Below are 14,938 nucleotides of genomic sequence, written 5' to 3'. Positions count from 1 at the left end.
AAGGAACATTTGTTAAAGTTATTCTTCTGGTTTTTCTTCCAGTGTGGTAGCGGAATAATAGGCAAGGTCTTTATCCTGTAATTCCTTGTACTTTGTGGCGCTGATACGGTCATGCTGAAATTCTTTCCGGTACTCTGCAAATTCTTCCAGAAACAGGCACATATCTGCATTGAAATCTGCTGACTTGTCTTTACCATTGAATGTAATAGAGCACTCCCATTCGTCATGATGGGGAGGGCGTTTCACATCAATATTAAAATTCAAGCCCTTTACTCTGTCCAATTTGAAAAGGAAGTCCATAATATCTGAAAGACTATGGATATTCTTTTTGTCATGTTCGTAGCCAATTAGAAAAGTAGATGTGGTATCAAGCACCTTTGCCAACTCGTTAATCATGGCAATGGAAACTTCAATTTCTCCGCTTTCATATTTTTGTATAGTGCGGAGCGATTTCCCTAAAAGGTTCGCTAATTCGGTCTGATTGATACCTTTCTGTTTTCTGGCTGCCCGGATTCTCTGTCCGATATTGTTTTGATTGTCTATCATTTGTTCACCTCCACCCTTATCATATCATATAAAAATACGAATTACAAGTACATATATTTGCAAAAATAACTTGACATATGAAAAATAGATACGTATAATAAAATATGTATTTAAAGTGCATATTTTGAAATTAAAGGAGGAAAACAATGCGATTAAACGAAACCAAAATGCAGATTAAGATGGGCGAACAGGAAATGAATATCCGAATGTTAGCGGAAAAGAGTGGGGTATCCAGACAGACGATTTCTTGTATCAAGGCAGGAAAGAGCTGTTCTCCGGTGGTAGCGTACAAATTAGCGGAAGCTCTTGGAATGAGCATGGAAGAAATTTTGAATCAGTAGGGAGGGATTTTATGGAGAGAATCCGGTACTATGTAGAATTACCAGAGTTTAAAGGTCGGAATGTACCAATAGCAGAAATCGCAAAAGCAATCGGAAAAGACGCTCAATACATACGATATGGATTGCAAAAAGGGATATTTACATTCGGTTATGCTGTTAAGCTGGAAAATTCATCAGAGTACAATTACTACTGTCCAGACCGCAAGGTATGGGAAGAAACCGGATATTTTAAGCCGGAAGAAGAAACCAAAGATAACGAAAAAACCCTTGCTTAGCAGGCAAGAGTTTTTAATGGTAAACGGGCAAGCCGCCGATACCATATCTCACAATATAAGTATACAGGCGGCTTCTCCAAAAATCAACTGAAAATTTGAAAAGGGGTGCCAATATGGAAGAAAAGAAGAGAACAGAGTTAAAGATTATAAGTATGGCTGATGTACAAGAGGAAGAAGTGGAATGGCTTCTTTATCCACTGATTCCTTTTGGTAAGGTCACGATTATTCAGGGAGACCCCGGCGAGGGTAAAACAACACTTGCCCTACAGGTTATTGCAAAGCTGACCCGTGGGGAAGCGGTACTTCCTTTTGACGAACCGGGGGCTGGGATTGAAAGTAAGGAAGAAGCAGAATCAGATAGACAACCTATGAATGTTCTGTACCAGACAAGCGGAGGACGGTCTGGGAGATACCATTAAGCCGCGTTTAAATGCGGCAGGAGCAGATTGTTCAAGAGTATTGGTGATTGATGATAAAGAAAAAGCACTGACTATGATGGATTCCCGTCTGGAAGAAGCAATCATTGAAACGGGTGCCAGATTGGTGGTGCTTGACCCAATACAAGGTTATTTAGGTGCTGATGTTGATATGCACCGGGCGAATGAAATCAGACCCGTAATGAAACGAATTTCTACATTAGCTGAAAAGTATTGCTGTGCTATTGTGCTAATCGGTCATATGAATAAAGCCAGCGGAGGAAAATCGTCTTATCGTGGTCTTGGCTCCATTGATTTTCAAGCGGCGGCTAGAAGCGTTTTAATTGTTGGCAGGATAAAAGATGACCCGGAAATCAGGGTAGTTTGTCAGGTGAAAAGTTCGCTGGCACCAGAAGCAAAACCGATAGCTTTTCGATTGGATAAGCAGAATGGATTTGAATGGACAGGAGAATATGACATCAATGTAGATGATTTACTCTCTGGTGATTGCAGAGGTCAGAAATCAAAAGGTGCAAAGGAGTTTTTAAAAGAAATTTTGGCAGATGGACAAATGGCTTGCAAGGATATTGAGGAAGAAGCAAAAGTCCGTGGAATCCGAAAAAAGACATTGTGGAACGCTAAAAAGGAATTAAATGTTGATTCCATAAAAATAGGAAATCAGTGGTACTGGACATTGTAAAAAAGAAGATGGCAAGATTGCCATGTCTATAGGAAAAGGGAATCTTGCCACCTTGATTATGTAGGGCTTGTCATGACAGGGCGGACAGAAAAAACGGCTGTGAAGCCGTGGGCGGCGTTAGCCGGAAAGCCCCCGGCAGGGCGCAAAACCTGCTTGCAGGTCTGCATTTTTGATAGGGAACCTGTCAAAAGTGCTTTGGCACTTTCGACGAAAGTAACAAAGCCATGGCGGCTTAAACGCCGCCCGTATTGCCCGACTGAAAGGAGGAGATTCATGGAACGCACAATCAGCGGCATGATGGGAAAAGGTTCACTTACCCATAACAGGAGAGCATTTACAGCAGAGAATGTTGACGCTGAACGGACAAAAAATAATATTGAGTATTGCAATGAAAGTTTAAAACAAGTATATCATACTTTGTTTGATGAAGCAGTCAACCGATATAATGCAAAGCAGACACGTAAAGACCGTATGATTGAAAATTACTATGATAAAATTAGAACAGGTAAACAAGAAAAACTTTTCTATGAAGCAGTATTCCAGATTGGAAACAAAGATGATATGAATGTAAGAGGGGAACATGGAGAGCTTGCAAAACAGATATTAGATGAATTTATGCAGGATTTCCAAAAGAGGAATCCTAATTTATATGTGTTCTCTGCTCACTTGCATCTTGACGAAGAAACACCTCATTTACATATAGATTTTGTACCATATACGACAGGGAGCAAACGGGGATTAGATACCAGAGTATCCTTAAAACAGGCATTAAAAATGCAAGGTTTTGAGGGAAGCAACAGACAGGAAACAGAATGGAATCTATGGATAGCTTCAGAGAAACAACAGCTATCTTCTGTCATGGAACGGCATGGAATCCAATGGTTGAAGTTGGGAACACACCACAAGCATTTAAGTGTACTAAATTTTGAGAAACAAGAACGAGAGAAAGAAGTCCTGCAATTAGATAAACAGCTAGAGGAAGCGTCATGCAAGGTAGCCGCTACCGAAAGACAAGTTAAGTCTAAAAAAGAGGAAGTATTACAGGCTGAAAAAGAGTTGACCCAGATGGTTTCCAATCGGGCGAAAGTAGAAAAGAATATCCAGATAATACAAAATGACAAAGAGTGGCAGTTGCCAGAGCCAACAACTCTAATGAGTGCAAAAGCATATAAAGAAAAGAAAGCGGAACCACTTGTTGCAAGATTAAAAGAAGTGCTACAGACAGTAATGATAAATAATTTAGATTTAAACCGTAAATTAGAATCAACAGGAAAGCGTCTGGAGCAGATACGAAAACAGTTAAATAGGTTAGAAAACCGTTTGGAATCTGTACAGCAGGAGAATGATGTGTTAAGAGAGCAAAACAGCGATTTAAAGCGGCTTAAAATGGTTTTAGGAGAGGAAAAGGTTATTTCTATCATTGAACATCAAAAAGCGGCAGAAATCCCTGATAACAAGCGTAAAAGCCGGAACGGAATGGAAAGGTAGGTGCTTCATTATGACAGAGATGGAAAAGAAAATCATGGTTCGTTTATGTGCAAAGATACTTCAATATGTCAATCTTACAGAAGATAAAGAAGCGGAAAATCTGATTCAATGGGTTATTATGAATAACAATCTGAAAGAGAACAATAATGAAATCCGCAAGATAACTGCTGACTATAAAAATGTGCAGACAGAGGTATATAGTGGGGTTCGGGAAGCCTTAAAAGCAAATCAGGAGATATGTAAAAAGCGAAACGAATTATATGAGAAACAACAGGATTTAAAAGGAAAGCTGTTCAAGATTGAAAAGGATCTGGAACGTTAGGGGAAAATCATAAGAATAAAAATCACCGGAACAGGGGGATATAGATTTCTGTTCTGGTGATTTTGTGACAGATATTATTTATTTTGGATTTGAGTTGTTAAGAATGACCAGCTTGTTTTGGAAACATTCAACGGAGATATGAGCACCAATAGGAAAACCATATTCTTCTACCCATTTTCCTTGTAAAGAGATTTGAGGTATAGAAGTTTGATAACCTGACGCTTCACGGACTTTTAAATTATGTGTTGGATTGTTTTGTAATTCATATGAGATATTCGTACTTAAATTATAATGCTGTAAAATCAAGAACATTCTTGCCAGCATAGTATCATGTCCCAATCTGCAAGGTTCAGTAAAATCAGGATTGCCTTGCCAATTCCCCATTTTTTGGACTTCATATATCAGATATGGTTTATTACAGGTTACAAATTCGGCTAACATACAGAGATTATTCAGTTGATAGAGCGTATCCACAATAGAATAAAACTCTCGGTCAGTTAAGATTTTCTTTGAGTAAAAATTCTGAAAGTCAATGTCATTTGACATCATAAGAAAGCGAAAATTTTCAATGAAAATCCGTTGTTTGTCTTTTGATTCTAATTTCTCATATTCCCGTGTTATGTAGTGGGAAAGATTTTTTTCAATTTCCAATATAGGAACCACCGCCTTTGTATTTTTATAGTCGAGTTTATAAAAATTTAATAATTAGACATCACCTCACTTGAATCACAAAAATATATTAATTATCACATTTATAATTGTGATTATACATAGCATGATGTGAAAAGTCAATACTAAGTTGTAAGAAATAGGTTGGAAATCACATAGAACTTTGATTTTTCACATTTATTCATGTATAATCATAAGAAAAGTGCAATGAGGTGATTGTATGGCTATGGCTTCTAAAATCCGTATTCTTCTGATTGAAAGAAACATGAAGATAAAGGACTTGGCAGAAATGCTTGGATATAGCGGTAATAATTTGAGTAATAAATTGAGAGATGATAATTTTTCAGAAAAAGAATTGAGAAAGATAGCAGAACTGTTGGATTGTGACTTTGACGCTACCTTTACTATGAAAGATACGGGGAAAATTATATAGTGATGAAATGAAAAGGATGTTTTCATTATCGAATCTTTAAAACGTGATGTTAACATCACGATATAATCTGTTAATAAAGCGATACTTTTAATTGCGAATAGAAAATTCTGAAAAGAGGATATAATTATGAAAGCAAAAATTATAGTACTTTTTAACCATAAGGGTGGTGTGAGCAAAACGACTACAACATTTAATATTGCTTGGAAATTAACACAATTAGGAAAACGTGTGTTAATTGTAGACGGTGATCCTCAATGTAATTTGACAGGTATGTTTTTAGGTGAACAATTTGATGAATATTATGAGAATGAGAATACATCAAAATTTAATTTAAAAGATGCTGTTAGTATGGCTTTTAAGGGGAGACCCCGACCAATAGAAGCCATAGAGTGTGTGGAAAATGTGAAAAATGCAGATTTATTTCTTATTCCAGGACATATGGATTTATCAGAGTATGAATCTTCGTTAAGCTTAGCATTAAATAGTAACAATGCCATTGTAACATTACAGAATCTTCCAGGTGCTTTTTATGAGCTGATAAGGCTATGCAGTGAAAAATATGATATTGATTATGTTTTTATTGATATGAATCCGGGGCTTAGTGCTATAAATCAAACGTTTTTTATGTATACTGATGCATTTCTTATTCCAACAAATCCAGACCCTTTTTCAGTTATGGCTCTAAAAACGTTAAAAACAGTATTACCTAGATGGAAAAAGTGGGCTATACAAGGGCGAGAATTGTTTGCTGAAGCAGCATATCCGTTGCCAGAATGTGATATGAAATTTATTGGCGAAATTATTCAAAGATTTAATGTTAGAAATAAAAAGGCAGCAAAACCATATACAGGTAAGATTGATGAAATAAAAGATTATATTGACAATGATTTGGTGAATGAGCTAGAAAAATATAATATGTCTTTTGATATAACACCAATTATTACTAAGGGTATATTAAATAATAGATGTTTAGCGGAAATAGCGGAGTTTGGCTCATTACTACAAAAAGCAAATGAAGCTGGTGTTCCTGTTTTTGCGCTTACTAAAAAAGATATGGGTGCAGTAGGGAATGTATATGATAGCATGGAAGCAAAAAGAAAACTCTTCGATGATGAATTTAGCAGAATTGCTAATGTGATAATGGAGCTACTATAAATGTTATTTGCATATGAAAAATTTGAGAAACTTGTGGAAGATACTAAAAATGTACATACTTTATATGAATATATAGAAAATGTAATGAAAGCTCCATTTGATTATAGTGACTTATTAAGATGGCAATGGATACAATGTGTATCAGCTTTTGATAAGCTTATTCATGATTTAGTACGAATTGGAATGATTGAAGTATTTCAAGGTCAAAGAATAGCAACGGCAAAATTTAATGCTTTTTCTTTGGATTATTTATCATATAATGAAATGTTAAATAATCCAATACAAAGAGTACAGATTTTTGAGCAAAAGATAATTCTAAAACATAGTTACCTAGCATTTCAAGATCCTAGTAAAGTTGCTGATGCGTTATCCTATATATGGAATGAAAATGATAAGTGGTTAAAGATTGCAAATAAAGTAGGGATAGATAAAAATGCTTGTTTGATAAAACTAAAAAACATTGTATCAAGAAGGAATCAAATTGTCCATGAAGGTGATTATGCAGATACTTTATCGCAACGTCAAGAAATATATAGTAGTGATGTGGTTGATATAAGAAATTTTATTTTAAAAGTTGGAGAGGGAATTTATTTATGTGTTAAATAATTTGTGTTGTTCTAAAGTTAGCTTAAAGTATAATAAGAGTTATACAGTAGTGCAGAGTAGCACACTCATAGCGCACAAACACCCCTAAAACCCTTGAAAATCCAACCTTCACCGTTTCGATTGAGGAAGCTGCTAAGGCTGGGAAGTTCTAAGAAACTGCATAGAATCAAGATTTATAGTGACTGCACTGACTTTTCATGGTTGGTGCAGTTTTTGTTATATAAAACTCTTTTGAGAATTGGAACAATAATGTTATAATATCTCTTATACAAATTGGAAACTATTATCGTAAGCGCAAAATAGTCTTACGCTATTAATAAATATCGCTTGCACCAAAGATAGATGCAAGCATTTTACTCTATTTTAGTTTTGACAGCTAGCTTTGGCAGCTTCGCTCCATGGAGCAAGTTGCTCTAACTGCTCATCTGACATGGTTTCAGTTGGCCGCCCGGCCAATAGATAAGTCAGATATTTATAGATGTTCAGATCATTCGCTTTCGCCATCTCAACCATGGTATATACCATAGAACTGGCGGCTGCACCTTTGGGACTGGTACTGAACAGCCAGTTCCGGCGCCCCACTGTGAATGGGCGGATGGCATTTTCGCTGAGATTATTAGAAAGACTGCAGTGTCCATCTTCAAGATAGGTAATAAGCGTATCTTTCCGGTTTTGGGCATAGTTCACCGCTCTATCAAGGCGGGTACCCTTGTTTGGTTTCTGCTGATCCAGCCATTTCCAGAATGCTTCCAGTACTGGCTTTTCTTTTGCGAGCCGGAATTCTTTTCGCTGCTCAGCTGAATGGTTTTTGGCTTTTGAATACCGTTCGCATTCAAAAAGTTTCGAGCAGAATTGGACGCCCTGTACTGCAGGATTGCTGTAATCATATTCCTTGCCTTTTGGTACAGCATCTATAAAGTAGCGTCTCGTATGAGACCAACAGGAGCATCGCTTGATACCGGGAAGATTATTATATCCCTGATATCCATCCGTTTCCAGATACCCGGCAAAACCATTCAGGAATCTCTCAGCATTATACTTGGCTCTTGTTTCTGTATAATGATAGAGCACAATCGGCGGCAGTTCATCTTCCCCGCTGCGGAACAGCCACATCCAGGAGTCTGTTTCTGGATTCCGTTCCGGCTCTCTTAATACCTGCACCCGAGTTTCATCTGCCATAAGATACTGTCTCTTAAGCAACTGGCGATGAAAGTAATCATATACAGGGCTAAAATAGTGCTCCGCACAGTAAATGACCCAGTTCGCAAGTGTTGTACGATTTAAGGCAACCCCAAGCTGCGCCCAGTCCTGCTCCTGCCTTTTCAGCGGCATACCATTCTGGTATTTCTGGTTCATTACCCAGGCAACTACAGATTCCGATGCATAGCTTCCAGGAATCAATGCATCTGCGACAGGCGCTTTCACAAAGACCTGTTCATCCGGATTTTCCTCTGATATAACACACTCTGGACATTTGTAGGTCTCCCGGTAAATATTTACAACTTTACCCTTTGCAGGTGAAAAACGAAATTCGTGACGAACGAATTCTTTGCCGATATATTCCATCTGTGCACCGCAGGAAGGACAGTTTTTCTCTTCCTCTGGCAGAGGGATAATCTCATCACAGGATGGGATATTTTTAAAGAGCTCTGCATGCGTGCGTTTTGCTTTACGTTTATGCGTTGGAACAGTGATATCATCTGGCAGTTCGGGATTCCAGTTATTGTCAGCTTCCTGCTCAGCTTCATCAAAAAGATTCAGCTGACCCTCCACATCCTTGCGTTTTTCACTGGAAGTGCCAAAGAGTTTCTTCGTTAGATATTCAATCTGCTGACGAAGATTTTCTTTCTCAAGACGGTCTGCCTCTAAGGTCTTTTGCAAAGACTTGATGAGTTCTGTCTGTGCAGCAAGAGTTGTATTCAATTGACTGATGGTATCCTTATATGCAAGGATTTTTGAATCTTTTGAATTGCCAGCCATAGGTTTTCTGCTCCTTTTTCTATGCTTTTATTTTACCATAAAAAGCATAGAAAAAGAAGCGGAAAATCCAGTATTTACAAGGGTTTGAAGCCTATCCCGAGTAGTGGAAAATGATCCACTTCCCGACAAAAAAGTGTGGATATTTTCCACCGTTAGTCAGTAGGTTTGAATGCTTTGGGCTGTTCGATTTCAAGACCAGACATGAGCCAGTCGAATTGCTGCCAGGTAAGCTGTCTTACTTCAAGCTGATTTCTTGGCCAGCGGAACCTGCCCTGTACTTCCATTCTTTTGTAAAGAAGTACAAAACCGTCAGTTTCCCACAGTAATGCTTTGATTCTATCACAGCGTTTGCCACAGAAAAGATAAAGTGCACTCCGTCTGGGATCCATATGCAGCTGTTGTTCCACGATTGCACACAGACCATCGATGGATTTTCTCATGTCCGTACGGCCGGTAACAATAAAGATTTCATCGGCAGCTGTGATATCCCCTAGCATTCAAACTCCTTCAGTACGTTGAATACCTGTGCGAGAAGAAGCGGATCGGTTCCATTGGGGATGGATAAAGTGCATCTGCCTATCGAAAGATTCATGGATGGTATATCTGGAACTGATACGCGGGTGCATGAAGTATCAAGCATAAGATCATTCTGGCTACATGAAGCTTGATTTTTAAAATCGACTTTTACTACTTCCTGTTTTTCAGGAGCGTTACAGCTGCGTCCGGTAGCTGGTGGAAGATCAGAGCAGCCTTTTTGGCGAAGTCTTTTCACCCAGTTGTAAAATGTCCCTGGTTTAATATCATGTTCCACACACCATTGGTGATCAGTGAGACCACTGCTGCGGCATTCCATAATTAAGCGATATTGTTCGTGTGCTGGTATTCTGGTACTTCTCATGAGCAATCCTCCATAAATGTAAGTAGAGTAAAATGCTCGCATCTATCATTTCTATCAATAGAAAAATGAAGTAAAATGCTTGCATTCTCTAACTATAATTATGGACTGGGTTTTAGGACAAAACAATCCGTGGAATTATTTTGCGCTTACCTATTATCAGAGTGAATAAGGGAAAATATCATGATTTTATTTCGAAAGATATATTGGACTAATTGTCCTATACATCTTCATTAGGTAGAAGTTTAAAGCAAATATCATTAAGCAAAACACCTTTGGAAACAATACTTGACGATATAAGTAAATATCGCGCAGGTTACATGGATATATTGATACAAGAAAATCTGATTGGTTGGAGATTTAAAAGTGAGGATTCTATATTTATATAATTGCTCCATAGTATGGTGAGTATATACTTTTTCAGTAATATCGTGATTGCATGTCCCACATTAGGAAGAATATAGATATGAAAAAATTTATTGATAAGGTATCAGTTTTGAGTAAAATTGATTGACAATGTTCTTGTTGCTGTCAGATGTGGTCAGCAGCACACATGCAACTCACAAGCCCTCTCTAAAAATTGGGAATCTCCCCATTAAGGCGGAGGAGCGGGGGATACTGGATAACAATATTATTACAGGAGTAATGGGAGCAAAGTCTAAAAATTAGCTACAGTAGAGCAGAGAATGGTGAATTTATTTCTGAACCCATAAAGATTTGTATTATGTCAGTTGAAGTAGAGCAGGAACAGGCACGCGTTATGCTAGTGGGCATTTTACTAAGTTTATGTGAAAAAAGGCTAATAATGAGCAATAAGATTAACTTTGCATGAATTTTATAAATAAATATATAAAATTCATGCAAAGAGTCACTATTCAGGGGTGAAAAGTTTAATAATAATTCTATTATAAAATTTTATTAAAATTGAAATCCATTATTAGTTGCTATCACCTATTCGAAGACCTGGGTCTCTCAGGAGACCTGGGAGGTTGCGGAGGCCTAGGAGGCCTGGGAGGCTGAGGGGGCCTGGGAGGCTGCGGAGGCCTTGGAGGTTGCGGGGGCCTGGGAGGCTGCGGAGGCCTAGGAGGCCTGGGAGGCTGCGGAGGTCTAGGAGGTTGCGGAGGCCTGGGAGGCTGCGGAGGCCTAGGAGGTCTCGGAGGTTGCGGAGGCCTAGGAGGTCCCGGAGGCTGTGGAGGTCTCGGAGGTTGCGGAGGCCTGGGAGGCTGCGGAGGCCTAGGAGGTCTCGGAGGTTGCGGAGGCCTGGGAGGTTGCGGAGGCCTGGGAGGCTGCGGAGGTCTAGGTGGCCTGGGAGGCTGCGGAGGTCTGGGAGGCACAGGAGGTCTCGGTGGTACTGGTACCGGTGGCCATGGCGGTATCGGAATCGGAGCACTTCTTTGAACAGCTACCCAAAAAGCATTTGATTGAGGAGGTATGCTCGCAGTCATAATTGGTGAAAAAGCAACATTTACCAGTGAACCCCTTTGAATACAGCATAAACATATGCTTTGTCCAAATGAATTTATTACGATTGTCTGATTGCTGAGATTTAATCTGATATTCTGTATAGATATCATATTATTTATATCTGGTACAGCGTAGGAAACTAGTATACTGCCATTAGAGTTATTAAAACAAGAAACATCTTCTACGAAAGCATTGTTTATTCGCATAATGTTTCCCTGTTGAAACATAGTTCCAGGAGGATCATTATTCATGTAATGCCACCAATAATTATTTTATAGCAGTATATGCAAATTTTGCTGAAATGTGAGCCTGGATAATAGAATAAGCTCCGGCATTATAAGCCAGAGCTTTATTAAGAAGATTTAATCGCTATTAATGTTAAGAGTTAATTTTTTCTGTTAATTTCATCATGTGCTTCCAAAATTCCCTTTTTAACGGCAGTCTTAATGATCCAGTATAGTAAAAAAGCTCCACCTACAAATATACAGGCATAAATCAAAAACAAAATTGGTACAACTGTCATAAACTTTCCTCCCTCGTATTTTATATACTTCTTTATTAATTATAAGTTATTAAAGTATAATTGTCAAAGGATCTGATTTATGTTTCGATGATGATAAAAATGTCTCAAAATGATGTTCTGATTTATAATAAATGACGTGTTGATCTACCTCTCACGATATTTCATACACATCCTGCTCTTTATACCGCATTCCGCGAAGGCCCCACAGCATGCCGATCTGATTTAATTTTTCGACTTTTTCACTTTCCAGAAGATAGAATCTGGTACCGCGCTGCCGTTCCCGTTGTGAATTAATCCAGGATCCCAGCCGGAAGCCGTCTTTTGTGACGTAGTCTAAGGGAATATTTAAATGACCGTAGGTTTCATAATACAGTTTGGCATCCTGATACCATTCCATCCATCCGCGGCGGTTTCTGAGTTTCCAGCTTATACCCAGTTCTTCCAATTTGAAACGCTGGCGGCAATCCATTTTGTTTTGCCAGTATCGTTTTCTTTGATAACTGATCCATTCTCCAATAGGCAATTGCCGGTAAACTATATTTCTGGGTATGTCAATATTTCCATTTTCTGCATAATAGTCTTTGCAGTAGTTATACCAGGTTTCCCATTCCGTTCGGATTTCCAGAGTCCAGATCATGCCAATCTGGTTTAACAGATATATTTTCCTGGCATCAATCCGATACGTTCCTTTTTGGCGATAGGCCGCCCGTTGTCTTTCAATCCAGCGCCCCAGAAGATATCCGCTATCAGTTTTGTATTTAGTTGGAATTTTTAATGTTTTGTTGGCTGTGTAATATTCTTTTGCTAATAGATACCACTCGTCCCAGGAAAGACGGGTGTAATTTCGATTATTTTTCTGATTCATAGAAGTTTCACGCCTCATTTCTCATTTGCTTTCCATATTGCATCAACTTTAATTTTTAAAAGTATAGCATAAGAAAACAATTGATGATCAGCGTTGTACTGAATAGCAGTTTTTTTGCTATGAATCGACTTTTTACGTATAATAATATAAAAAAATTAATATACAGTTATACTGTGCCAATGATGAAAATTATAGTATAATACAATGGAGTTTGATATAAGAAGCAATTTTAGGGATGGAATATCTGACTGACAATATAGAAAACAGAGAAATTACCCCATAAAAGAGGGAGGGCCAGTATCTATAGATACTGGCGAGTTATGAAAAAGATTATTAACTAAGTATTTGGTTTTACAAGTATTACTATAAAGCTTAGATATGAATAATTTATGTCTGTCAGTTAAATGATTTGTAAAGGATTTAAGTGAAAATATGAACATGTTGGATGGTACTGGATATACAAGGAGACTTATATATAATGAAAGAAATTTTACTGTTAGAAGATGATGAAGTATTAAGTTCCGGAATTTTAATGGCATTGAATAGAGAAAATTATCGGTTTACCCAATGTTTTACAATAGCGGCGGCTAAGGAAGCAATTAGCAGACAGACATTTGATTTGCTGGTACTGGATATCAACCTGCCCGATGGCAGTGGTTTTGATTTATGCCGTGAGATACGCAAAAACAGCAAGGTTCCCATCATTCTTCTTACTGCGAGGGATATGGAACTGGATATTGTCGCAGGATTGGAATCCGGTGCAGATGATTATATTACTAAGCCATTCAGCCTTATGGTTTTGAGGGCAAGGGTAAATGCGTTATTCAGGCGTTTTGAACCTGGTGAAAGTCCGGGAGAATATGTAATTGATTCTTTTGTATTTAATTTTACAAAGATGGAATTTTATAAAAATAATGTGCAGGTGGAATTGAGTAAAACAGAGCAGAAGCTGCTGTATTTATTTGTAATGAACCGGAATATTACGCTATCCCGCAATATGATGCTGGAGCGAATCTGGCCCGATGGAACAGAGTATGTGGAAGACAATGCCTTATCTGTGACCATTCGAAGACTGCGGGATAAATTGGAAGACAACCCATCCAAACCGGAATATATAAAGACGGTATACGGGTTGGGTTACGTATGGGTGAGCTAAAAGGCTCCGGCATATGCAGAAGTCATGAAATTGAAAATGGAGGAAAACATGGATATACAAATGATCGTCTGCATTACCATTGTTTTCATAGTTTTGGCAGCGGCGATAATGGTAGTCTTGTGGTATCGTCAGTCGGTGAAGAAAACGATGCAGATAGTGTTAAACCGGATTAACGAAGCGATAGCGGGAAATTACAGTGAAACAAAATATGATGAGTCGATGATGTCTGCAATAGAAGAGAGATTGAATCAGTTTCTTACGATTTCACAGGAGACAAAGCAGATCACCACGAAAGAGCGGGATACTATAAAATCCCTGGTATCTGATATTTCCCATCAAACGAGGATACCCTTGTCCAATATTCTGCTGTATTCACAACTGCTTGAGGAAAAACAAAACTTACCGGAAGATATATCAGGGATAGTGAACCAGATTCAGAACCAGGCTGATAAGCTGGATTTCCTGATTAAAGCATTGGTAAAATCGTCATATCTGGAAAATGAACTGATTTCCATTGCTGCTGTACCGGAACGAATAGATAAGTTAGTGCTTTTATCATGTCAGGAAGTAGAGATGCAGGCATTGCAGAAAGAGATGGTAATTGAATATGAAGAATGTGGATTATCCTGTAGTTTTGATTTAAAGTGGACATTAGAAGCAGTTAGCAATATATTAGAAAATGCAGTTAAATATTCTCCGGCACAATCAAAGGTTGTCATAAAAGTGCAGGCTTACGAGATGTTTTACCGAATAGACATACAGGACTCCGGTATGGGGATTTCAGAAGAAGAACAAGGACTGATATTTCAACGATTTTACCGTTCACCTAAGGTACAAAAGGAGAAAGGGCTTGGGATAGGGCTTTATCTTGCACGGGAGATTATTATAAGGCAGGGTGGATATATTAAGGTGAAGTCAGAGCCGGGCAGCGGGGCGCTATTCTCTATATTTTTAAGTCACAAATAAAGTTGTTGCGTGGGCTGTCAATATGATATATTGATGGTCTGTTTAAAATGACAGAATCTTACAAAACTGTCATATTTAAGAAAGGATCAGGTAAGAATTATTTGCTATGATTCTGTTGTGCAGATGGCGGGAATGGAT

Annotated in this window: 16 protein-coding genes and 1 pseudogene; 10 read left to right on the top strand and 7 right to left on the bottom strand. The window is 38.3% G+C overall.

Translation table 11 applies throughout. The annotated features are described in order from the left end of the window. Positions 1-18 precede the first annotated feature (18 nt). The gene (locus tag CD03_RS33815) at positions 19-546 is read right to left on the bottom strand and encodes a helix-turn-helix domain-containing protein (RefSeq protein ID WP_044289440.1); all 528 of its coding nucleotides are present in this window, start codon (positions 544-546) and stop codon (positions 19-21) included. 146 nt (positions 547-692) lie between these two features. On the opposite strand from CD03_RS33815, the gene CD03_RS0116820 reads away from it, so the two are divergent. From CD03_RS0116820 to CD03_RS0116800, 5 genes and pseudogenes are all read left to right on the top strand, one after another. Then, a complete protein-coding gene (locus CD03_RS0116820) occupies positions 693-887 on the top strand; it encodes a helix-turn-helix transcriptional regulator (RefSeq protein ID WP_027294645.1) in 195 nt (64 codons plus the stop codon). A gap of 11 nt (positions 888-898) precedes the next feature. Continuing rightward, positions 899-1,162 carry a hypothetical protein gene (locus CD03_RS0116815; RefSeq protein ID WP_027294644.1) on the top strand — a complete coding sequence of 88 codons (264 nt, stop codon included), beginning with the start codon at positions 899-901 and terminating at the stop codon, positions 1,160-1,162. Between the two features lie 113 nt (positions 1,163-1,275). After that, positions 1,276-2,278 (top strand): annotated as a pseudogene (locus tag CD03_RS33810) (AAA family ATPase). Between the two features lie 273 nt (positions 2,279-2,551). Continuing rightward, a complete protein-coding gene (locus tag CD03_RS0116805) occupies positions 2,552-3,766 on the top strand; it encodes a plasmid recombination protein (protein ID WP_027294643.1) in 1,215 nt (404 codons plus the stop codon). A 10-nt stretch (positions 3,767-3,776) separates the two neighbouring features. After that, entirely contained in the window at positions 3,777-4,088 is a 312-nt protein-coding gene (locus tag CD03_RS0116800) for a hypothetical protein (RefSeq protein ID WP_027294642.1), read from the top strand. A 78-nt stretch (positions 4,089-4,166) separates the two neighbouring features. Here the strand turns inward: CD03_RS0116800 and CD03_RS0116795 are convergent, their stop codons facing one another. Further along, positions 4,167-4,739 carry a SymE family type I addiction module toxin gene (locus tag CD03_RS0116795; protein ID WP_052377844.1) on the bottom strand — a complete coding sequence of 191 codons (573 nt, stop codon included), beginning with the start codon at positions 4,737-4,739 and terminating at the stop codon, positions 4,167-4,169. Between the two features lie 238 nt (positions 4,740-4,977). Between CD03_RS0116795 and CD03_RS0116790 the strand changes: the two genes are divergently transcribed. The 3 genes from CD03_RS0116790 to CD03_RS0116780 all read left to right on the top strand — a co-directional run bounded on the left by CD03_RS0116790 (position 4,978) and on the right by CD03_RS0116780 (position 6,951). Next, on the top strand, positions 4,978-5,190 hold the full coding sequence (locus CD03_RS0116790) for a helix-turn-helix domain-containing protein (protein ID WP_027294640.1): 213 nt from the start codon (positions 4,978-4,980) through the stop codon (positions 5,188-5,190). 126 nt (positions 5,191-5,316) lie between these two features. After that, positions 5,317-6,345, top strand: a complete 1,029-nt coding sequence (locus tag CD03_RS0116785) for a ParA family protein (RefSeq protein ID WP_027294639.1) — start codon at positions 5,317-5,319, stop codon at positions 6,343-6,345. Next, positions 6,346-6,951, top strand: a complete 606-nt coding sequence (locus CD03_RS0116780; RefSeq protein WP_027294638.1) for a HEPN domain-containing protein — start codon at positions 6,346-6,348, stop codon at positions 6,949-6,951. 363 nt (positions 6,952-7,314) lie between these two features. Here CD03_RS0116780 and tnpC read toward each other — a convergent pair whose 3' ends face one another. The 5 genes from tnpC to CD03_RS0116750 form a co-directional block, all read right to left on the bottom strand. Next, entirely contained in the window at positions 7,315-8,931 is a 1,617-nt protein-coding gene (tnpC, locus tag CD03_RS0116775) for an IS66 family transposase (RefSeq protein ID WP_027292110.1), read from the bottom strand. A gap of 152 nt (positions 8,932-9,083) precedes the next feature. Beyond that, positions 9,084-9,428 carry an IS66 family insertion sequence element accessory protein TnpB gene (gene tnpB / locus CD03_RS0116770; protein WP_027292109.1) on the bottom strand — a complete coding sequence of 115 codons (345 nt, stop codon included), beginning with the start codon at positions 9,426-9,428 and terminating at the stop codon, positions 9,084-9,086. Then, positions 9,422-9,829: an IS66 family insertion sequence element accessory protein TnpA gene (gene tnpA, locus CD03_RS0116765; protein WP_027294637.1), complete on the bottom strand. Its 408-nt coding sequence runs from the start codon at positions 9,827-9,829 to the stop codon at positions 9,422-9,424. The genes tnpB and tnpA overlap by 7 nt, the downstream gene beginning before the upstream one ends. A 1,846-nt stretch (positions 9,830-11,675) precedes the next feature. Beyond that, on the bottom strand, positions 11,676-11,813 hold the full coding sequence (locus CD03_RS37915; RefSeq protein WP_156042930.1) for a DUF6019 family protein: 138 nt from the start codon (positions 11,811-11,813) through the stop codon (positions 11,676-11,678). Positions 11,814-11,964: 151 nt separating this feature from the next. After that, positions 11,965-12,678 carry a helicase associated domain-containing protein gene (locus tag CD03_RS0116750; RefSeq protein ID WP_027294636.1) on the bottom strand — a complete coding sequence of 238 codons (714 nt, stop codon included), beginning with the start codon at positions 12,676-12,678 and terminating at the stop codon, positions 11,965-11,967. A 478-nt stretch (positions 12,679-13,156) separates the two neighbouring features. Here CD03_RS0116750 and CD03_RS0116745 point away from each other — a divergent pair, with 478 nt between their 5' ends. Both CD03_RS0116745 and CD03_RS0116740 read left to right on the top strand, forming a co-directional pair. Beyond that, complete coding sequence (locus CD03_RS0116745) at positions 13,157-13,834, top strand: response regulator transcription factor (RefSeq protein WP_027294635.1); 678 nt, start codon at positions 13,157-13,159, stop codon at positions 13,832-13,834. 24 nt (positions 13,835-13,858) lie between these two features. Further along, positions 13,859-14,800, top strand: a complete 942-nt coding sequence (locus CD03_RS0116740; RefSeq protein ID WP_242849111.1) for a sensor histidine kinase — start codon at positions 13,859-13,861, stop codon at positions 14,798-14,800. Positions 14,801-14,938: the final 138 nt, after the last annotated feature.

The organism is Robinsoniella sp. KNHs210 (genome assembly GCF_000686105.1).
Lineage (GTDB): Bacteria > Bacillota > Clostridia > Lachnospirales > Lachnospiraceae > Robinsoniella > Robinsoniella peoriensis.
Note: the sequence above shows the minus strand (reverse complement) of the source record. Positions and strands in the feature narration are given on the sequence as shown.